Raw genomic sequence first — 21819 nt, 5'->3', positions numbered from 1 at the left:
AATTGTTTGAGTGCCTGTCACCCATTTGACGGTTATTAAAAGGATTAAAAATGACGAAAGACATCAAGAATGAACTAACTTCTTGATGTCTTTTGCCGACACTCTATTGCTTACTGCAAATAAACCATATTGATTTTTTCAATGGTGGACAAACGGAGATATTCCATCCCCTTCGTGCTCTAAGCTAATACGTTTTTAATATCTTCCTCAATGCTACTTGGCTTATCAGCAGAGCCGTATCGTTTGATAATTTCTCCATTGCGATCTACTAAAAACTTTGTAAAGTTCCATTTCACACTACTACCAAGGAAGCCTTTAGAATGGGTCGTTAAATAGTTAAAAATAGGATGTGCCTCCTTGCCATTCACCTTCACCATTTCATGCATTGGGAACGTTACTCCATATGTTAAACGACATTGTGATGCAGCCTCTTCCGCAGTGGCTACCTCCTGCTTAAACTGGTTTGACGGGAAGCCAAGCACAACTAGTCCTTCATCATGATATTTTTTATAGAGCTCTTCTAACTCCTCAAACTGTGGTGTAAACCCACATTTCGTTGCGGTATTGACAATTAACAATGCCTTGCCCTTATAACGTTCTAAGCTATACTCTGTTCCATCCTCTAAAGCTACATTAATATCATAAATATTCATTTTTACTCCCCCTATTTGCCATTATATTATTGACGTGCATTCACTCTTGCAGCTTGCTGTAATGGATCCCACACACCATTGAAAGGTGGCGCATAGGCTAAATCTAAATCGAGTAAATCAGGTAATGTCATTTTATTGTATAAAGCTGTAGCAAAGACATCAATGCGTTTATCCACACCAGCAGGTCCAACAATTTGTGCACCTAAAAGTTGCTGATCTCGCTTCCGCACAACAATTTTAATAAACATGCGCTGCGCTCCTGGGTAATATCCTGCAATATGACGTGCAGAAATTTTATATGCCTCATACTCAAATCCAAGTTCTTTTGCAGTACGCTCATTGATGCCTGTCGTGGCGATTGTTAAATCAAAAAATTTCAGTATAGAGGTGCCGACAACACCACGAAACGGTGCAAATTTCCCAGACATATTAAGCCCTGCTAAGCGCCCTTGCTTATTTGCCGTCGTTCCAAGTGGTACATAATCTAAGCGTTCTTTAACGATATGAAAATGAGTTGCACAATCCCCAGCAGCGTATATATTTTCAACTGACGTTTCTAAATGACGATTCACAACGATTGCGCCATTTTTAGCTAATATAATATTTGTCCCATCTAAAAATTGCGTATTCGGTTTAATACCTGAAGCTACAATAACTAAATCAGTTTCTAACGCTCCTTTATCTGTTAGGATTCGTTCAACACGTGTAGTGCCTTCAAACGCTTCGGCATTTGTATTTAATAGTAGCTCAATGCCTTGCTTTTTTGCCTCTTCATGAACATGCTTAGCTAGCTCTTCATCTAAAATATTAGCGACTTGATTGCCTCGTTGTATAAGTCGTACTTTCTTATTACATGCCCGAATTGTTTCCGCCATTTCAAGTCCGATATAGCCCCCACCGAGAATCGTCACTTGCTCTATATTTGGTGTTAAATCTGCAAGTAAATCTTCTAATTCAGGTATTGTTTTAACTTTATGAATACCTGCTAATTCAGCACCTTTTTGCACAGGGATAATTGGGTCCGCTCCTGTAGCAATAAGAAGCTTATCGTATGCAATCTCGAATGGTTCACCTGAAGCTTGTGTACCCAAAACAAGCTGGTTCTCCACATCGATATGCTCGACCTCATGTCCAACTCGTGCATCAATACCATATTTATCACGGAATGTTTCAACATCTCGCGCAATGAGGCGCTTTGTTGATGAAATCCGCCCATCTACTACATAAGGCAATCCACATTGTCCATATGAATAGATAAATCCACGCTCCAAAGAGGTGATTTCAGCCCCTGGTACATTCCTATAAATCTCCATAGCGGCGGACATTCCCGCCGCATCTCCCCCAATGATTACGAATTTCATCCTACAAGCCCCCTTTTTCTTATTACCACTTAATCTCAGTATTCGTAACTATGTAGATGACGTTTTCCGCCACATACATAGCAAATAGTACCTCTCACATAGGATTTAAAATTGTCATAACGCTTCTTTACTTTATAACCATTGATATGCACTGTAAATCAAGCGATAAAACCTATTACTTTGCAACTCAATACATCAATGTTATCAAAAAGCTAATTACAAATGCACGTTTCCAGTACTACCTTTTTTTAAAAGGTAGAAAGCAGTAAGAGAGGAACAAATGACTCAACTTTTTGGCACGGGTTATTTCCCTTCTACAAAAAACAGGTAAAGAAAAACAATCGTTTTCCTTTACCTGTTTAAGTACTTATGCTTTTGCTATTTCTTCTTTGCAGAACGTTAAAATCTCTTCTAACTCTTCATCTTCCAGCGCAAAGTCTAAATACTCTCCCTTTGCCTTTTCCATAATGAAGTAATTTAAAATAAATGGCGCACCTTCTTTTTCGCCAATTAAAACACGGATTTCAATACCCGCTTCATGGTATAGCTCATCCTCTTCATCAATGTCTACATCTAAAATAAACTCATAGCGCTTACCTTCAATAATATTCGTCGGATCTAAAATTTCTTCCATCGAAAATTGTGTAATATCCATTTATACTAGCTCCTTTATCTTTACCTATTCTTTTCTATAATAAATCAATTTCAGCATGGGTCAACTAGAAAACCTGTATACACCTACAAGCAATTATGCCACAATAAAGTAAAACTTTTAGCAATGAAAGTTAAATCAAATTACATAAAGGGGGCTTTTTAATGAAAGAGATACTATATTATCAAGACACTATGCAACGTGAATTTACTGCAACGATTGTACGTACTGGCATAGAGGATGATGGACGCCAGTACGTTGTGCTTTCTAACACTGCCTTTTATCCTACAGGTGGTGGTCAGCCACATGATACGGGTACATTAAACAATACTAACGTCATCGATGTTGAAAAGGTTGATGATGAAATCCGTCATTATATCGAGAACGATGCTTCCGCTTTATCTGGTGAAGTGCACGGTAAATTGAACTGGGAGCGCAGATTCGATCATATGCAACAGCACGCTGGACAGCACATTTTAACAGCAGCGTTTGTTGAACTTTTTGATGCACAAACAGTAAGCTTTCACCTCGGTAGTGAGCAGGTAAATATTGATATTGCTGTCGACACTCTATCAAGCGAACAGCTTGCAGCGGCTGAAGCTCGAGCAAATGACATTATTTTAGAAAACCGTCCAATTGAGACAAAATGGATTACAGAACAAGAGCTTGGTAACTACAACTTGCGTAAAGAGGTAGCAGTCACAGGAGATATTCGTTTAGTCATTATTCCTGATTTTGACTACAATGGCTGTGGTGGTACACACCCGACATCCACAGGGCAAGTTAGCGCTATTAAAATTTTAAGTACCGAAAAAATGAAGGGGAATGTACGTGTGTCCTTTGTATGTGGTAAACGAGTTTTAGCAGAGCTAGCGATGAGGAAAACTGTACTAGCCGATGTTGCTAGACAATTAAGTGTACCTGAATCTGAAGCAGCTACTGCGCTTGCAAAGCTACTAGCAAATCAAAAAACGACAGAAAAGGCACTTGTAACAGCAAAAGAAGAATTGCTTGCCTTTGAAGCGAAAGCGTTGGCATCTAGCGATAACTATATAATTTCTGCTTCCTTTAATGATCGCTCGATACAAGAGCTTCAAAAATTGGCTCGTTTTATTGTAGCTGAACGTTCGGATGCAATCGCACTACTTGTTTCAGAAAATGAAGACAAGCTACAGTTTGTTGCGACGCGTGGTGCCCAAGTACCAACAAGCATGAAAGACCTTGCTGCAAAAGTTTTGCCAGTCATTAATGGTAAAGGTGGCGGCAGTAATCAAATGGTGCAAGGTGGTGGCGAGCGCATAATTGCCCGCGAGCAACTGCTCACTGTTATGCAAGAAGCACTGAATTAAATGTATATGGATAGAAACATAACAAGGCCCGCAAGGTTCACCTAATTGTTGTGAGATTGCATCGATATTAATTTGCTGGGCCGATAATTTATAAAAGTGCCAGTCACCCAAACAATTCTGAATACTTTCTACTGTGTGCCGTTGAGTAGAAAAAATCCGCCGTAGCAGACAGCAACGGCATAAAAAAAAGTGTTAGATTGATTGCAATCAATCTAACACTTTTTCTCTTTTATTCTGGCTCATCTTAGCACTCATTTTAAAATTTAAATTTTTGGATTGCTCCATGTAGGCGATTTGCCATTTCAGACATTTTTACAGTTTGATCGTTCATCGTCTCTACAGTTTTCATTTGCTCAGATGTTGCATTTTTCACTTCAGAAACATAATCACTTGCAGCATGTGCTGTTGCCGCCATTTCTTCCATTGAAGCTGAAACCTCTTCCGTATTGGCTGACATTTGCTCTGCTGAAGCATTCATTTCCTCAATCTGACCTGCTATTTCACCAACAGCATGTACGATTTCTTCAAAGCGCTCTCCTACTGCCTCTATAGCTACTAATCCTCGGGCTACATTCACTTCGCCACTCTCTGCAGCTTTCACGACCTCTAATGTGTATGCTTGTACTCTATCAATTAATACATTAATCTGCGCGGCAGACCCAGCTGTTTGCTCCGAAAGTTTTCTTACTTCCTCTGCTACCACCGCAAAGCCTTTACCCGCATCCCCTGCTCGTGCAGCTTCAATTGAGGCATTGAGGGCTAACAAGTTTGTTTGATCTGAAATATCAGTAATCATTTTAGAAATTAACTCTATTTCTTTTGATTCTTGTTCTAACTTACGGATAATGTCGAGCTCTACCGCTGTTCCTCGTTGTATTTCATCCATACGGGTAATAGATTGTTTAACGGCTCCATTACTTTCACTTATTTTCTCGGAAATAAAATCAGTATTAGAGGCTATCGTTGAAGCGACCTCTGCCATATTTTGAATACCTAATGCCATTTGTTCCATAGCTGATGCACCTTCTTCAGCCATTGCCGTTTGACTTTGTGCCCCACGATCTACCTCACCTATTGCACCTGCAATTTGCTCAGAATGCTTTGTCACATCAAGCACATCTCCCATTAATTCACAAGATGTCTCATTTACCGCTGTTGCTTCTTTTCCAACCTGTGATATCATCTCTCGCATATTATCTGCCATTCTATTTAATGCACGCGCAAGAGTACCCATTTCATCAATACGCTTTAAATATTTATCAGGAATTTCTTGTGTAAAATCTCCTTCAGATAACCCTTCACTAATACGAAGCACATGACGCAACGGTCTACTTACAGATCGCGAAATCGCAAACGAAATCAACAATCCCAATATTGAAACAATAATAGTCATGATAATGAAATTTGTCTTCAATTGTGAAAGCCCTGAGAGCATTTCATCTTCTAATGCGACTACCCCCATTTTCCAACCATTATCTAACGTGTGGAACCCCATTAAATTTGTGCCATCTTCCTTTGTATCGAAGGCAAAATATCCATTTGAATTATTAATCATTTCTTGTGCTGCTAATGATTCACCTGTCATTTCACCAGATTTTTCAGCGGCAGAAATTGCATTGTCCTGCTCTTTTACAAGTGCATGATTTTTATGCCCGATAATAGTACCTTTAGCATCTAACATTAAGGCATAACCATTTTTTCCAACCTTAATGTCCTCTACAATGTTGGATAAGTAATAACCATCTATTCGCGCTAATAGTAATGCTTTTTCCCCTGTTACTGTATCAATAGGTGCAACAATTAAAATAACTGGCTCATTTGTTACACGGCTTATTGTAATTTCCGACATGACTGTCTTGCCTGTAAAACCTTCTTTTACGTATTCCCGATCACCTAAATCAGCTGTTGTATTATCTAAATAATGAGCTATTCCATCAGACGTAATAATACCAAAGCCTAAATAATTTTTACTATCCTCAAAACGTTTCGTTAAATATGTCTTTTGCTCCTCAAAGTCCATGTTACGGATAGCTGCTTGCTCCGCAATGGCCTCTACCTCCACTAATGTTAGTTGGAAGTGTTCTTCTATGTATTTTGATACATCTTCTGCCCTTGATATTAAATTTTCTTGGACCTGTTCCTCAACTGCTTTTGTACTATTCCACCATGTAGAAAATCCAAGCGTACCACATGTCACAAATACTAAAGCGATAATTGCTACAACTAATTTACCACCTATACCTTTAATCCACATATTTAATTTGCTCATTTCTCCAATTTTTTGTTTAGAATTTTGTAATTTTTTGCCCTTCCTTCTTCAGAGTAAGGTCACGAAAACTAGAAGTCAACAAAACTTTTCCATTAACAATAAAAATTGTTTAAAATTGTATTTTTCATCATAAGCATAGTGCTTATAGTCTAATACATTTTATCCACACTCTTTCTTAATTGTTATTTAATAGTCTATTTCGTTGGATTAAATTAAAACTTTTTCCATGGCAAATTGATTATAATCTGGTTTTTTTGCTGATTATAAAAGATAGAACACAATCTATTTACTTCTTGGAGGGGAGGATTTTTATGAGTACAGATAATAATGTCTCACGTCGTGATTTTTTAAAAACAACAGGTATTGCAGCTGGTACATTAGTCGGTGGTGGATTAATAGGTGGTCTTGTTGGCTATAACATTAACGGTAAAGGTACTTCTACATTAGAGCATGGTAACGGTACTGCAAATGAAGCAGCTGCACCTAAAGCTAAAATGTTTTTCATGAACGACCGCGATTTTAGTATTTTATCGAATGCTACTGAGCGCATTTTCCCTAAGGATGATTTAGGTCCAGGTGCGATTGATTTAGATGTTCCTTACTTTATTGACCATCAGTTAGCTGGACAATATGGTAGTAACTCTAAGGAATATATGCATGGTCCTTTTGGGGAGGGTGCCCCAACACAAGGTTATCAAAGTCGTTTAACTCGTGCAGAAATTTTCAAACAAGGCGTTACTTTAATGGAGACAGAAGCTCAAAGTCGCTTCAAAAAACCTTTTAACGAGTTAGAGGGTAAGCAAATGGATGAAATATTAACAGCCTTTCAAAAAGGTGAAGTCCAAATGTATGGAGTAACATCAGCTTTCTTCTTCACTTTATTACGTGCTGCTACTTTAGAGGGGGCATATTCAGATCCTTTATATGGCGGAAACCGCAACATGGAAGGCTGGCGCATGAAGAGCTTCCCTGGTCATCAGATGGCGTATATCACAATGATTGAAGATCCTAAGTTCCAAAAAATTGAGCCAAATCAATTAGGCAACCATTAATTTAAGGGGGGTTTTATAAATGGCAACTACATTACCAAGTGTAGACGTTGTAACAGTAGGTGTAGGGTGGACAGGTGGCATTGTCGCTGCTGAGTGCTCGAAAGCTGGATTAAAGGTAGTTGGTTTAGAACGAGGTCAGAAGCGTGGCACGGAGGATTTTTTAAATATTCATGACGAATATCGCTATGCAATTCGCTATGATTTAATGCAAAACCTTTCAAAAGAAACTGTTACATTCCGTAATAATCGTAAAATGCAAGCTTTACCAATGCGTCAACTCGGTTCCTTTTTATTAGGTGAGGGGCTTGGTGGATCTGGAACACACTGGAACGGCATGACTTTCCGATTTTTACCATATGATTTCCAAATTAAAACGTTGACAGACGAGCGTTATGGCGCTAACAAATTAGGACCTGACTATTTACTACAGGATTGGGCATTAAATTACGATCAATTAGAGCCTTATTTTGATAAATTCGAAAAAACAACAGGTATTTCAGGCGATGATAAAAATCCATTTGCCGGGAAACGTTCAAGCGCTTATCCAACTCCTCCTATGAAAATGACGCCTATGCTACAACAATTTGAGAAAGCAACAAAAAATCTAAAATTATCACCTTATATGGTCCCTTCTGCTAACTTATCAGAAGTCTATAAAAATCCTGACGGTGAAACAATTAATGCTTGTCAATATTGTGGCTTCTGCGAGCGTTTCGGTTGTGAATATGGCGCAAAATCTTCCGCAGAAGTTACGGTAGTACCTACTGCATTAAAAACTGGAAATTTTGATTTACGTTACAACTCAAACGTTGTAGAAATTTTAAAACAAGGTAACAAAGCAACTGGCGTAAGATATATCGACACGATATCTGGAGAGGAATTTATTCAACCTGCGAATATTGTCGTATTAACAAGCTATGTCTTTAACAATGCCAAACTACTAATGGTTTCTAACATTGGTCAACTATATGATCCAACAACAGGCAAAGGAACATTAGGTCGAAATTATTGCTATCAAATTTTACCTGGTGCTACAGGATTCTTTGATGACCAATACAATACATTTATGGGTGCAGGTTCTCTCGGTATGAGTATTGATGATTACAACGGAGATAACTTTGACCATAGCGAATTAGATTTTATCCATGGTGGCAATATCGCGCTTACTCAAACAGGTGCACGCCCTATTGGTTCAAATCCAACACCTCCTGATACGCCAACATGGGGACCGGAGTTTAAAAAGCAGTCTATTCATTACTATACACGTTCGTTCGGTATTGGTGCACAAGGGGCATCCATGCCACATAAAGAAAATTTCCTATCACTTGATTCTAATTACAAAGATGCGTACGGTTTACCGCTTTTACAATTAACATACAACTTCACTGATCAGGATCGAGCGCTTCATAAATTTATTTCAGCTCGCGCTGCTGACATAATGAAAGAGATGGGTGCCAAAACAATTGTGCCAAATGCGGAAATTACCGATTACAACATCGTACCTTATCAAACAACACACAATACTGGTGGTACAGTGATGAGCACAACACCTGATAAGGGCGTTGTGAACAACTATCTACAACATTGGGACGTAGAAAATCTTTTCGCTTTAAGTTCCGGAAGCTTTGCTCACAATAGTGGCTACAATCCAACAGGTACACTTGGCGCACTAGCTTATCGCTGTGCAGAAGGTATTTTGAAATATAGCAAATCAGGTGGTTCTTTAGTGTAATGTTTGTCATTTAGTGCAACAAAAAAATTATATTTAATAGGAGGATGACACCATGGGTGGTCTTGGAGCAATCGGAGTTCCTGGTTTAATTATTATATTGGTTATTGTACTAATCGTTTTTGGTCCAAAAAAACTACCAGAAATCGGTGGTGCAGTTGGAAAGACGTTCGCAGAATTTAAAAAGTCAACAAAAGGATTAATGGATGACGACGAAGAGCCTGCGAAAAAAATAGAAAAAAAATCTGACGTTTCGTAGGAGGTTTCCTATGGATCCTTATGAAGAAAAAAATTATTTAAGTCCACTTGATAAAAAACAAGAGGAGCCTCCATCGTTGCGGGAGGCTCCTGTTGAAATTACTCTCAATGATATTGAACAGACAGTAGTTGAGGATAAACCACTCCTTCCTTTAGATTCAATATTTGAACATATTGCAGAACTAAGGAAACAAATCATTAAAGGACTTGTCGTTTTTATTTTATTTTTTATTGTCGCATTCTCTACCATTAATATTTGGTTTCCGTATGTTACGCGTGGTCATTCACTCATTATTTTAGGACCACTCGAGGTCGTTAAATTTTATATGACCATCTCCACTACTCTGGCATTTGGTCTATCGATGCCATTTCTCGTTCACTTTCTTTGGAGCTTTGTAAAACCTGGCTTAAAGGAAGAGGAAAGTCGCTTTCTCGGGCTCTACGCACCTGTTATGTTCGTGCTCTTTTTATTAGGTGTAGCATTCGGCTATTTTGTTGTGAATCCACTTAGCTACTCATTTTTAGTAAGCCTAGGTGCGGCGAATTTTGATGTAATGGTATCCGCCAGTGAATATATGCATTTTTTACTTATGACAACGGTGCCACTTGGATTATTATTTGAGCTGCCCATCGTAGCGCTCTTTTTATCGTCCATCGGTGTACTAACTGCTGAATCGATGAAAAAAATACGAGGCTGGTCCTATATCATAATGGGCGTTGGCTCAGCAGTCATTACCCCACCTGATTTTATTAGCCAATTACTCGTATTAATACCGATGATTATTTTATATGAAATCAGTATTCATCTTGTTAAACGTATGGAGCGTAAACAAATAGAAAGCACTGCTTAGCTAAGACGCAGTGCTTGGAGAGTCTACTGCTGTTGATTTCTGCTGCGGGTGGACGCTTTCCGCTCCAATCACCTAAGGTAAATTGTTTGCGTGCCTGGCACTATGCATGTATACATGCATAATATCGGTTCCTAAAATCGTAAAATTCCACTTCGCTTTCGGCGGGCACACGTAAGCCGCAACCGTCGCTGTCGCGCCGCCTGTTGCATCTTACTTTACGTGCGTTCCCGCAGGATTCTTCGTGGATTTTTCCTGGGATGGTCTTAAAATTCATGAGATGCAAGGTAAATTGTTTGCGTGCCTGGCACCGGCCCTCGGTGCGTTCCCGCAGGAGTCGTCGCCCTCCGCTCCAATCAACTGAATAATATTTAGAAAAAGGTAATAATGATAAAAGCATAAAAAATGACAAAAGGCAGCAAGAATGTGATCTTCTTGATGCCTTTTATCAACGGTACTTATTTTTTCTTTAAATCCAGCACAATAATTTCTGGTAGATTAAAAACTCTAAAAGGTACACTACTATTTCCTAAGCCACGACTAACTACCATTTTGGTGCTGCCTTCCTCGTAAACACCAGCCGTGAACTTCGGAAACAGTCCCTGTCCTGGTGCGACAAGTCCTCCTATGCCAGGAATCCGAACCTGACCACCATGTGCATGACCTGAGAATACTAAATCTATTTCTTGATTTACATACGTACTAAACACTTCTGGTCGATGCGCCAGCAACAGCTTTAGCATGTCCTCTGGAACATAAGCAGTCGCCATGTCCAGCATTTCTTCAGTTGATCTACCCATTAACGGATCTTCAATACCAACAATCGCCAAGCGCTCCCCGTCGCGCTCTAACACGGTCGATTCATTGGCCATCACATGTACACCTAAAGATGACAGCGCCTCATAAATTTCACTAACCTTATTCGTCGCAACTTCATGATTTCCAAGTACATAATATACATCCGCTAATTCGACTAACCCCCTCACCGCCTGTAAGCTCTGCTCCAAATTAAAGCGATTACTATCAATAACATCGCCTGTAATAAATATATAATCTGGATTTGTAGCCTTAACCTTTGCAATGAGTTTCTGTTGGTTATTACCAAAGAGTGCATCATGTAAATCTGATATTTGTACAATGCGTAGTCCATCGAAGCTGACTGGCACTTTTTCAGATTCATATACATGCTTACTTACAACCAGCCAGTGATTGTTTACGTACAAAAAAATGACTATAAAAACAAGAAAAAATACTACGTATAATAATTTTTTCAATCGCAATCGCTCACTTTGTGGCTACTTTTTCAGAAAAACTTCTTACCTTTCTATTATAAGCAAAAAACAGAGCGATTGTAAGTAGATGCGCTTTAATTACACAAAATGCACAAAATCCAACCATGCTCATCCATCTTTTATAGGAAATCATGTGCATTTCATCTATTCTTAGTCAACTTTCACATGATATAATATGGGTATAATTTCATATTCATTTACTACGCTTTTAATATCAATACCTTAAAATAATATAAGAATGAGAGAACAAGAATGAAAGTGAGAATGAGAAAGTTATTACTTATTTTTATGGTCATTATTAGTATTATGATGATTGGGATGACATCTCGATTACTCAATAATGAAAGCCAGAATGCTCCTAAAGCCGTTGCAGGAGTAATAGATCTTAGACAGTATGATTTGCACAAAAACACTGTAAGCTTGGATGGAGAATGGGATTTTGTCCCCAATAAATTGTTGAATTATTCTGAATTCAATGACTCTCATTCTTATTCAGTAAATGTCCCATCACTATGGTCTAAGTACAAGCTTGATGATCAAAATTTTACTACATTGGGTAGCGGTACCTATCGTTTAAAAATTTTAATTCATGAAACAGATACTATATTGGGCATAAAAACAGGTAATATTCGAATGTCGAATGCTATTTTCATAAATGAAAAACGTATTGGACAAAGTGGAGAGCCTGCAGAAGATTCGACGTATATTCAACAAAATGTACCGTATGTTGCATATTTCTCACCTGACAATAATGAACTTGACCTCATCATTCATGTAGCTAATTTTGATTATGCATCAGGCGGAGGAATTATTGGTTCCATTTTTATCGGGGATCAAGCGAGTATTGGTAAATTAAGAGAAGGTTCACTTTTCTATGATTTAATAACCTTTGCTGCTTTTTTTACAATGTTTATTTATTTTGCTGGTTCCTATTTATATGCCAAGCTCGAAATTGAGCAGCTCTACTTTTCTTTATTTTGCTTCATGGTTGGTTTATACAGTCTATCTCATGGAGAAAAAATATTAATGTCATTATTCCCTATTAGCTATGAATTCCTGATAAGAGTCCAAATCATTTCAAGTATCGGTTCGGGTATCTTTATGCTACTGTATTTTTACCATGCCCTACAGCAATTTTCACATAAAAAGTTTGTGAAAGCACTTTGTCTTATTGGCATTTTATTATTAGCTACAGTAATGCTCCCAATATCCATTAGCTCATACTTACAAACTGTACATTCTATTTATATTTTAATAAATATCTTTTATTTGCTTTATATTCAAACGATTGCAATCTTTAAACGATTAGTAGGAGCTATTTATTTATGGCTTAGTACTATGGCTATTCTTATCTATATGGTTGTTGCTACCTTAAATCTCAATATTAATCTAGAAATTTACTCTTTACCTCCCTTGCTTCCTTTTATTTGTTTAACGATGCTCTCTCTTTATATTTCTCATCGTTTTACAGATTCTTATTTAGAAAAAGGTAGATTAACAAGTGCTTTAATTAGAGTGGATAAATTAAAAGATGATTTTCTTGCAAAAACCTCACATGAATTCCGCACTCCGTTACACGGTGTGATTGCCATATCTCATTCCATGTTAGAGCCTCAAGAAAGCTCTACATTAACGATGGAACAAAAGGAAAAAATATCGCTCATATTTAATATTACAGAAAAGTTATCACATCTTGTGAATGACATTCTAGATTTTTCAAAGTTAAAAGAAGGCGAATTAAAGCTTCGTCTTACCAACGTTGATCTTTATTCTGTGACCCATGTCATCGTTGAAATATTGTCGTACATCGGAAATAAAGATGTAAAGATTTACAATTACATTGAACGAGGAAAATTTATAGTAGCTGACGAGGATAGACTGCGTCAAATTCTATATAACATTATAGAAAATGCTGTTAAGTATACTAGGCATGGAAAAGTAGAAATTTCATGCTACGAAGAACAAGGATTCCTTACTATTGAAGTAAGTGATACCGGTCGAGGCATAGCTCCAGAACATTTAGAGTCGATATTTGAACCATTCCGACAGTTAGAAGATGCAAGTAAAGGGACGGGGCTAGGGCTAAATGTGACGAAAGAGCTTGTGAAGTTGCATGGTGGAGAAATTACAGTCCATTCTGTTATTGATCAAGGAACAACTTTCTCTGTTAAATTACCTGTGCAGACAATAAAGAAAGTCCAGCAAGCTAAACAACAACAGAATAAAATCACATTAACTAAAGATTATTTGCCGATAACATTTCCTTATTTTGAGGAAAGAAAAATGGGCAAAAAAATACTGATTGCTGATGATGATCATATTAACCTCAAAGTACTAATTGATATTCTTGCAAAGGAGAACTATTCTATTATCGCTGTTGATGATAGTCAGCATGTTTTCGAACAATTACAAGTGCATCCAGATATAGACTTATTGATTTTAGATATTATGATGCCGAACCTTTCTGGATATGAGGTTTGCCAACAAATTAGGAAAAACTATTCTTCTGCCGAGTTACCGATTTTAATGCTCACAGCAGCCATCCGTCCTGAGGATATGCTAGCAGCATTCCAATCTGGGGCGAATGATTTTCTACACAAGCCATTAGATACTGCTGAATTGAAGACAAGGGTACGAAATCTTATCTTACTAAAGGAATCGGCTGAAACTGCAATTAAAATGGAGACTGCATTTTTACAAGCACAAATTAAACCCCATTTTATTTACAATGTTTTAAATTCGATTTTATCGCTAAGCTATTTAGACTTGGATAAAGCCCGTATTATGATAACGGATTTTGCTACATTTTTAAGAAGCAGCTTCTCGTTTGAGAATACAAATAGCCTTATCCCTCTAGAACAGGAGCTCATGTTAATTCAATCTTACGTCAATATTCACCAGACTAGATATCCAGATCAGCTTGAATGGGAAATTCAGATGGAGGAGCCTTTAAATATACTAATCCCCCCTCTGCTACTTCAGCCTTTAGTAGAAAATGCTCTTTTTCACGGTTTGAAAAATAAGCGAGTAAATGGAAAAGTAACAATGACTATTAAAAAAGATCAACAAATGATTGTTATTAAAATTAAGGACAACGGTATAGGTATGACACAAGAAACAATAAAAAACATTTTATCGGGAGAGCCATCCGCTCATCAGAGCGTCGGGATTCGCAATATCACTAAACGTTTAAAAAAATATGAGAAGGCAACTTTCCATATTGAAAGTATTGTTAGTGAGGGAACGACCGTGATACTAAAATTTCCGCTATTTTTGGATGAAAAGAGGTGAAGGAATGTTAAAAGCTATCATTGTTGACGATGAAATTTTAGCAATCAATTTACTAGAGACGATGTTAAAGGACAATGGAACAATTAACGTTATCGGAAAATTTCTAAACCCTTTAGACGCAATAGCAAACATCCCCGCACTCAAACCAGATATTCTTTTTTTAGATATTGAGATGGCAGAGATGAATGGGATTGATGTTGCTAGTAAATTAGAAGGTTTAACACATGTATTGGATATTATTTTTGTAACTGCGTATGAGCATTATGCAATTGATGCCTTTTCTGTTCAAGCTATTGATTATATTTTGAAGCCCATTGATAAAGCTCGCTTAATGAAAACAATTGAAAGAATTTCTCTTCGGAAGGGAAATATGCAATTAACAGACGGAAATATACGCAATGAGGATGTTCAAGTCATTGATAATATTCACTTCCATGTTCACTCAGGAAAAGTTTACATCGATGGGATAGCTTTAATTTTATCCACTAAGGAATTTCATATACTGTACTTTTTAGCACAGCGTCCAGGGGAAATTTTCCATCCATCTGACCTGTATAAGCTCATTTGGGCGGAAGATAGTATCGGACAAACACAGGCGTTAAAAGTACATATCAGTAATTTGCGAAAAAAACTGGAATCCATCTCTGGCCATCGAGCTAAAATCGTAACTGTAAGGGGTTCTGGTTATCAATTCCTATTTGAGTAGCAAAGGCGGTAGCTCTTATGGAATCGCTAATAAAAGTCTGCGAATCGCCACTAAACTTTTGGAAAGCATCCGCCGTAGCGGACACCAACGACATAGCAAAAAAGTGTTAGATTGACTACAAACAATCTAACACTTTTTCTCTTTCGCCTTAATACGTTCTATTTTTTTGCCGCTTCTTGAATCTCATAAAATGCCCAATGATTACTTGGGACATCTTTAAATATTGGCTCTTGATGTTCTGTTGTTACTGGCCGTTCAAACAGGCGATTTAGAACCTTCACCGCTTGGGCACGTGTTAAATAACCTTCAGGATTAAATGTGTCTACCGTTACGCCAGTCATAATGCCTAATTCATTGACAGTATTAATCGCTTTTACAGCCCAATGACTATCACTAACATCTTTGAAAATGATACCTTCTGATGTTGGTTTGCAAGTATCTGCATTAGGATTTTCTTTGCACTGTCTTTCTATCCAACGAGCTGCTACTACTGCCATTTGTGCACGTGTAATGGAACCGTTCGGATTAAAGCTCGTCTCCGTAACACCTTTAAATAAACCTGTTTCCTTCACAAATTCGATTGCATCTTTTGCATCATGTTGAGCCGTATCTGTAAATGTCGCATTAGACTTTGGAATCGCATTACTAGTTAGTTGTCGGGCAAACATACTTGCCATCTGTGCGCGCGTTACAAATGCATTCGGTCGGAATGTACCATCTGCATAGCCTTGAATATAAGGTGTATATTTAACATCGTCACCCTTGTCTGGCAAATAGAGCATGGAGAAAGTAGAAAATTTCTGCACTTCAAATTGCAAGCCTAGCATATCTTTTTGATAATCTACAACTTTCCCGCGTAATAACTCTTTTGTTCCATCGCTATGCTCGATATAGATAGCTAGATTATTAAGCTGTTCTTGGGATAAATTATTAGGCAAAGGTAAGGTTAATGTTACTGGGCGATTTTGCATATTGGTCTCAATCTTCATTGGACGCCCTATTAACTTACTAATTGAACTACCAGTTATGTCTTTATCAATCAATTCATTTTTTGCACGCTCTTCGATTTTTAATTGCTCGTTTTGTTCATTTAAAGGTATTAGTCGGAAATATAAATTATCATTAAATGTTGCCAATGAATCTTTTGAAACATCGATGTTTACATTATAAGCCTGGATAGTTAGATTTAATTGATTGTTTTTCAACAGGCTAACAATATTATTAGGTATTGATATATCAACCTGTTTTACTTTGTTCTGTGAATCTGGAATAACAATACGTGCTTGATCTGAACCTACTTCTTTCAACTTAGAAATAGTTTCCAATGCACTTTTTTCTGTTAAAATCACTTCATCTTTCATCGATCCATCTTCACCAATTATTCGTTTAATTGTCGTTTTAGAAACAGCTTCTCCACTACTTGATTCTATATTCACAGTAAAACTTTCTGTAGATTCAGAGACAGTTGTATCCCCGCTATTAATAGGAGCATTTTCCCTTGTAACCAAAATTGTATATTCCCTTTGGCTACCATTTTCCGCAGTCACTACAATCTTTATTGTATTCATACCTGTTACTAGCCTTATTGCTTCAGTACTTGTCTTACTATTTATTGTTACATTTGCTTTATCGTCCTCCGCAATAGCTTTGATATTTATACTATCAATTATATGTGGAACTTTGGCCGTATAAGACATTATCTTCTTATCAAATGGTGTATTGAAGTTGCCCGATGAAATCGTTAACTCCTTTAAAAAAGCATTATGACTCTGTGAAAATGCCTTTACATTAATAGTGAAGACTTTAGTTTTCACATATTCACCGATGAAAACTTTAGCAGTCAATGTAACCTTTTCATTTCCTTTGCCTGCCGACGGGCGTATAACTTCGCCATTCCCTTTAACTACCTCTGGCTTGTCAGATGACCAAGTTATTGACGCACCATTATCTCCAATAATAGGTAGAACAAGATTTTTCGTTACATTTTCTGAAGTATCATCTTGAGCATATTGAATAGTAAGAGCATCTTTATCAAGTTGTACTTTGTTAATAAAAATACCAATAACTTCACTGTCAAACACAGATTGTAAAGTTTCTATAGACTCAAAACCTTGACTAGGACGTGCCATTATAATTTGCTGACAGACTTTATCTTGATCTTCTATAGTCAGGCGATTGAAGTTACTATAATTTAAATGATAATCATCCATAAAAATTGTCCATAGTGTAAGTGCATCTGTCGCATTGTTAACATTTATAAGATAGGATCGATTTTCGACTGCATTTAAATATACTTGTCGTAATGCACTTGTAGATGTATACCCTGTCTGTGGCCGCTCGATTAGTAATTTATTTGCCAAATAATTTTGATCTGCTATTTTAAAATTTTGAAATAATTCATTTCCTCGAGCTGAGTAATGTACTACACTCCAATCTGTAGTCATTGCTAATTTCATTTCTTCTTTATTAGTTGCGGTATTAAATGAATAAAAATCACTTTTTGCAGATACAAAAGTCACAGGCATCATAATCATTATTAAGATAGTTAAAATAAATAAATTTATTACTTTTCTTTTAGAATATTGAATAAAAATCGCCCTCTCTTTTTAATAGTGACCAATTGTAGAATAATCGTCTTTAGGTAATACAATCCATTCTGATTTGTTAAAATTGGATGAACCAGATTGGAGCCTTTTATCTCTTATATAACCACCGCTACTTTCCAATATCGGGTTGATTGAATCCCTAACCCCAACCGTATCTACTACAATGCCATTACTGTCTTTTAATATCATTGACACCGTTATTTTAGAGGCATCTCTAAAAATAAAATCATCATTGAAGTATTGTGAAGAAGTAATATCAAAAAAGTCATAAAAATAAGTATGGATTAACACAAAGTTTGTGTTTGGATAAACTAAAGGTATATCTATTGTTTTGATACTATGCTGCTTTAAAATTAAATTATATTGCTGAATTTCTATTTTATAATTTAATAGAGGAACCCTTGTTGCATTATATATTTCTAGGACATCATTATATTCTCCATTTTGCACAAAATCCGATATAAAAAGTCCTGGGGCTTCTACACTGAAAAGAAAGCTTGTTGATACTAGTCCACCTTTTCCATCATCTGCTGAAATAGTAATTACGCTTGTACCCAATGCATTTTGTGTAATTTTAAGAGACGAACCATTCAGACTAGCAGTTGCTACTCCGCTATTACTAGAACTTACAGTTAACGTTAAAGTATCGTTATCATCGTCTGTAAACACATCACTTACTATAATCTCCCAAGGCTTCCCTCCTATTGTTGCTCTTTGATTACTAATTGTTTTAGCAACCATTGGGGCATGGTTAAACGTTGGGTTAGATACAGTAACTATAAAACTTGTAGATACTTGCCCACCTTTTCCATCATCTGCATGGACTGTCATAGTACTTACGCCTGCTGCTATCGGCAAAACAGTAATTGTTTGTCCATTAATTTGAGCTGTAGCAATAGATTCATCACTAGAATTAACATTTATCGTAAGAACGTCATTGTCTGCATCTGAAAAAATACCACTACCGTCTATAGTGATGACATCATTCACTATTCCTGATTTATTACTAATTGATTGCGCAACCACGGGAGATTGGTTCGGTGGACTAGTTACGGTAACAGCAAATGTTGTAGTTTCACTACCCCCGTTACCATCATCCGCTTTTACTGAAATTATACTTTGACCGATGCCTACAGGTACGATAGTAATCATTTGAGAATTTAATTGAGCTGTAGCAACAGATTCATCACTGGAACTAACTTCTAACGTTAAAATATCATTATCTACATCAGCAAAAACATTACTTGCATCAACTAGAATTGGCGCATCTCCAACATGCCCAGTTTGATTATTTATTAATTGAGTAACTATTGGTATGTTATTCAACGTAGGTAAGACTTCTACTTCAAAACTACTGCTTGCTCTCCCTAACTTTCGATCATCAGCACTAATCTTTATTCGTGTCTTCCCAGGTGAAAGTACCTCAATCGTTAATAAATTTGAATTTAAATCTGCTGTTACAATACCTACAGTTTCAGTAATAGCTTTAAGTATTAACTGATCGTTATCTGCATCATAAAATAACTTACTTAAATCAATAACAATTTTTCCTTGTCCAAGTGTCATTGATTGCTTTGGAATTATTTCAGAAGCTACAACAACAGGTGGATGATTACCAGAAGCTGCATAGGCTGATTTTTCTTGAACACAAAAACTACAGATTAAAGTTAGTAAAATGGCTATCATAAGACATTCTCTTTTTCGATACAAAGTGACCCCTCCTTTTTAAAAATTATGTAATGACTTATAACTCACCCCTCATTATATATCAGTACTAAAATCCTAACTATGACATATCACAATAACAAAAGTTAATTTTTCTTAACCTTTATTTGATATAAAAGTGGAAATTACATAATTTATTTTATCTGTTATATAGTTGAAATTTACTAAATGGCAAAACAGAAAACCCGAACTATTACAAAACACTAAATTAGAGTGTTTTCAAAAAAGTTCGGGATTTTCATTGGCAAAAATTCTTTCATTCAGCCTTTTTAACTAATTCATTATCTATTATGAGTATGTTTTACTGCAGCTTCTTGAATCTCATAAAATGCCCAATGATTACTTTGGACGTCTTTAAAAATTGGACTTTGATGCTCTGTTGGCGCTTGACGCTCAAACAAGTGATTTAGTACCTTCACTGCTTGTGCACGAGTTAAATTACCATCTGGATTAAATGTGTCTGCCGTCGTCCCAGTCATAATTCTCAATGCACTCACAGTAGCAATTGCTTTATTAGCCCAATGGCTACTACTCACATCTTTGAAATCTATATCTTGTGAGGTTGCTTTACAAAATTCTGCATTTGGATTGTCCGAACACTGCTTCTCTATCCAACGAGCGGCTACTGCCGCCATTTGGGCACGCGTAATGAAGCCATTTGGATTAAAGCTTGTCTCCGTAACACCATTAAATAAACCTGCATCCTTCACAAATTCTATGGCATCTTTTGCGTCATGTTGCATTGTATCTGTATACGTTGCCTGCGCTTGCGGAATTGCATTACCTGTTAATTGACGAGCGAACATACTTGCCATCTGTGCGCGAGTTACAGATGCATTCGGACGGAATGTGCCATCTGCATAGCCTTGAATATAAGGTGTATGTGTAACATGGTCGGTTGTTGGTTCCTCTACATTTTCATCATCTGGTAAATAGATAATGGAGAAGGTAGAAAATTTTGTAATCTCAAATTGTACACCTAGCATATCTTTTTGATAATCTACAACTTTGCCGCGTAATAACTCTTTTGTACCATCGCTATGCTCAATAAAAATTGCTAAATTATCAAGTTGTTCTTGCGTTATATTCTTCGGTAATGGCAATGTTAATGTCACTGGGCGATTTTGCATATTCGTTTCAATCGTCATTGGACGACCTATTAAATATACTTTTTCACTTTGCAATGTATCTTTAATTAGATCTTCTTTTAATATTCTTTCCTCCACTTGTTGTTGCTGTTCTGATGTCTTGATAGGCACCAAACGGAAGTATAAATCATTACCAAAGTTCAACATAGATACATTTGGAATAGAAATTATAGCATTCATAGTTGCAATTTCTAAATTTATGTTTCCAGCATTTATTTGAGCTACTGAAGATTTAGGAATATCAACGACAACTTCACTTACTTTATCGTTTGCATCAGGAATAATAATACGTGCAGTATCATTACCCAGTTGTTTTGCTTTTTCAATTGTTTCCTTAGCGATATCCTCGGACATTGAAACATGATCTTTAATTACTCCATCTGGCATCGTCGTACGAATAATTGGTGTTTTCGTTAAATTCACACCATTTTCTCCGTCGACATCAACAACAATGTGTTCAGTGTTTGTTGATGGAGTAGAGCTTTCGTTACCATCATTGCTAGTAGGTGGTGTTACGATGCTAACCCACTTTGCATAAATAGTAACGTTTCGAGTTATAGAACTACTATTAAAGTCAAATATTTTATCTAGTGTACTACTTGTGTACCAACCTTCAAATGTGTAGCCTGCTTTCGTTGGAGCTGACGTTGGTTTACTTACTTTTTCACCATGTGCTACCGATTGACTTGGCACGAGACTTCCACCATTCACTTCAAAATTAACCGTGTAAGTAACCAGTTTCCATTTCGCATAAAGTGTCGTATTCGCTGTAATGACATTGTTGAAATCATAAGTTTCTGTAAGCGTTACATCTGTGTACCAACCTCCAAATGTATAGCCCGCTTTCGTTGGCGCTGGCGTTGGTTTACTTACTTTTTCA

The 21819-nt window shown here is 36.8% G+C and carries 15 protein-coding genes; 7 read left to right on the top strand and 8 right to left on the bottom strand.

Annotated features, from left to right (window positions below; genetic code table 11):
- Window positions 1–179: 179 nt before the first annotated feature.
- From ACIP9C_RS20685 to ACIP9C_RS20675, 3 genes are all read right to left on the bottom strand, one after another.
- Window positions 180–653 (bottom strand): glutathione peroxidase, encoded by a 474-nt coding sequence (locus tag ACIP9C_RS20685; RefSeq protein WP_401013982.1) that lies wholly within the window; start codon window positions 651–653, stop codon window positions 180–182.
- Between the two features lie 26 nt (window positions 654–679).
- Window positions 680–2014 carry an FAD-dependent oxidoreductase gene (locus tag ACIP9C_RS20680; RefSeq protein WP_401013979.1) on the bottom strand — a complete coding sequence of 445 codons (1335 nt, stop codon included), beginning with the start codon at window positions 2012–2014 and terminating at the stop codon, window positions 680–682.
- 367 nt (window positions 2015–2381) lie between these two features.
- Window positions 2382–2669, bottom strand: a complete 288-nt coding sequence (locus ACIP9C_RS20675) for a DUF6509 family protein (protein ID WP_340821346.1) — start codon at window positions 2667–2669, stop codon at window positions 2382–2384.
- Window positions 2670–2830: 161 nt separating this feature from the next.
- Here ACIP9C_RS20675 and ACIP9C_RS20670 point away from each other — a divergent pair, with 161 nt between their 5' ends.
- Window positions 2831–4015, top strand: coding sequence for an alanyl-tRNA editing protein (locus ACIP9C_RS20670; RefSeq protein WP_401013975.1), 1185 nt, complete (start codon window positions 2831–2833; stop codon window positions 4013–4015).
- Between the two features lie 256 nt (window positions 4016–4271).
- Here the strand turns inward: ACIP9C_RS20670 and ACIP9C_RS20665 are convergent, their stop codons facing one another.
- On the bottom strand, window positions 4272–6284 hold the full coding sequence (locus ACIP9C_RS20665; RefSeq protein WP_401013972.1) for a methyl-accepting chemotaxis protein: 2013 nt from the start codon (window positions 6282–6284) through the stop codon (window positions 4272–4274).
- A 311-nt stretch (window positions 6285–6595) separates the two neighbouring features.
- Here ACIP9C_RS20665 and ACIP9C_RS20660 point away from each other — a divergent pair, with 311 nt between their 5' ends.
- Genes ACIP9C_RS20660 through tatC form a run of 4 tightly spaced genes read left to right on the top strand, consistent with a single transcriptional unit; the run spans window position 6596 to window position 10174 of the window.
- On the top strand, window positions 6596–7336 hold the full coding sequence (locus tag ACIP9C_RS20660; RefSeq protein WP_401013969.1) for a gluconate 2-dehydrogenase subunit 3 family protein: 741 nt from the start codon (window positions 6596–6598) through the stop codon (window positions 7334–7336).
- A gap of 19 nt (window positions 7337–7355) precedes the next feature.
- On the top strand, window positions 7356–9068 hold the full coding sequence (locus ACIP9C_RS20655; RefSeq protein WP_401013966.1) for a GMC family oxidoreductase: 1713 nt from the start codon (window positions 7356–7358) through the stop codon (window positions 9066–9068).
- A gap of 52 nt (window positions 9069–9120) precedes the next feature.
- On the top strand, window positions 9121–9324 hold the full coding sequence (gene tatA / locus ACIP9C_RS20650; protein ID WP_139860418.1) for a twin-arginine translocase TatA/TatE family subunit: 204 nt from the start codon (window positions 9121–9123) through the stop codon (window positions 9322–9324).
- Window positions 9325–9334: 10 nt separating this feature from the next.
- Window positions 9335–10174 (top strand): twin-arginine translocase subunit TatC, encoded by an 840-nt coding sequence (tatC, locus tag ACIP9C_RS20645; protein ID WP_401013963.1) that lies wholly within the window; start codon window positions 9335–9337, stop codon window positions 10172–10174.
- A 455-nt stretch (window positions 10175–10629) separates the two neighbouring features.
- Here tatC and ACIP9C_RS20640 read toward each other — a convergent pair whose 3' ends face one another.
- Window positions 10630–11445: a metallophosphoesterase gene (locus ACIP9C_RS20640; protein WP_401013961.1), complete on the bottom strand. Its 816-nt coding sequence runs from the start codon at window positions 11443–11445 to the stop codon at window positions 10630–10632.
- Between the two features lie 282 nt (window positions 11446–11727).
- Between ACIP9C_RS20640 and ACIP9C_RS20635 the strand changes: the two genes are divergently transcribed.
- Complete coding sequence (locus ACIP9C_RS20635; RefSeq protein ID WP_401013958.1) at window positions 11728–14754, top strand: ATP-binding protein; 3027 nt, start codon at window positions 11728–11730, stop codon at window positions 14752–14754.
- 4 nt (window positions 14755–14758) lie between these two features.
- Entirely contained in the window at window positions 14759–15460 is a 702-nt protein-coding gene (locus tag ACIP9C_RS20630) for a response regulator (RefSeq protein WP_401013955.1), read from the top strand.
- A 158-nt stretch (window positions 15461–15618) separates the two neighbouring features.
- Here the strand turns inward: ACIP9C_RS20630 and ACIP9C_RS20625 are convergent, their stop codons facing one another.
- The 3 genes from ACIP9C_RS20625 to ACIP9C_RS20615 form a co-directional block, all read right to left on the bottom strand.
- Window positions 15619–17979 carry an S-layer homology domain-containing protein gene (locus ACIP9C_RS20625; RefSeq protein WP_401013952.1) on the bottom strand — a complete coding sequence of 787 codons (2361 nt, stop codon included), beginning with the start codon at window positions 17977–17979 and terminating at the stop codon, window positions 15619–15621.
- An 87-nt stretch (window positions 17980–18066) separates the two neighbouring features.
- Window positions 18067–19776 (bottom strand): RTX toxin, encoded by a 1710-nt coding sequence (locus ACIP9C_RS20620; RefSeq protein ID WP_401013949.1) that lies wholly within the window; start codon window positions 19774–19776, stop codon window positions 18067–18069.
- 296 nt (window positions 19777–20072) lie between these two features.
- The coding region (locus tag ACIP9C_RS20615) for an InlB B-repeat-containing protein (protein ID WP_401013946.1) at window positions 20073–21819 on the bottom strand (1747 nt) is incomplete at its 5' end.

Source organism: Lysinibacillus sp. NPDC093210 (assembly GCF_044753985.1).
Taxonomy (GTDB): Bacteria; Bacillota; Bacilli; order Bacillales_A; family Planococcaceae; genus Lysinibacillus.
The sequence above is the reverse complement of the archived record's forward strand: the minus strand, read 5'-3'. Positions and strand labels throughout refer to the sequence as shown.

What these genes read in the sequence shown, in the direction of transcription:
- ACIP9C_RS20670 (WP_401013975.1), top strand. Translation starts at nt 2,831, where the DNA reads ATGAAAGAGATACTATATTATCAAGACACTATGCAACGTGAATTTACT.
- ACIP9C_RS20655 (WP_401013966.1), top strand. Translation starts at nt 7,356, where the DNA reads ATGGCAACTACATTACCAAGTGTAGACGTTGTAACAGTAGGTGTAGGG.
- ACIP9C_RS20665 (WP_401013972.1), bottom strand. Translation starts at nt 6,284, where the DNA reads ATGAGCAAATTAAATATGTGGATTAAAGGTATAGGTGGTAAATTAGTT.
- ACIP9C_RS20685 (WP_401013982.1), bottom strand. Translation starts at nt 653, where the DNA reads ATGAATATTTATGATATTAATGTAGCTTTAGAGGATGGAACAGAGTAT.
- ACIP9C_RS20675 (WP_340821346.1), bottom strand. Translation starts at nt 2,669, where the DNA reads ATGGATATTACACAATTTTCGATGGAAGAAATTTTAGATCCGACGAAT.
- ACIP9C_RS20630 (WP_401013955.1), top strand. Translation starts at nt 14,759, where the DNA reads ATGTTAAAAGCTATCATTGTTGACGATGAAATTTTAGCAATCAATTTA.
- ACIP9C_RS20660 (WP_401013969.1), top strand. Translation starts at nt 6,596, where the DNA reads ATGAGTACAGATAATAATGTCTCACGTCGTGATTTTTTAAAAACAACA.
- ACIP9C_RS20680 (WP_401013979.1), bottom strand. Translation starts at nt 2,014, where the DNA reads ATGAAATTCGTAATCATTGGGGGAGATGCGGCGGGAATGTCCGCCGCT.
- tatA (WP_139860418.1), top strand. Translation starts at nt 9,121, where the DNA reads ATGGGTGGTCTTGGAGCAATCGGAGTTCCTGGTTTAATTATTATATTG.
- tatC (WP_401013963.1), top strand. Translation starts at nt 9,335, where the DNA reads ATGGATCCTTATGAAGAAAAAAATTATTTAAGTCCACTTGATAAAAAA.
- ACIP9C_RS20635 (WP_401013958.1), top strand. Translation starts at nt 11,728, where the DNA reads ATGAGAAAGTTATTACTTATTTTTATGGTCATTATTAGTATTATGATG.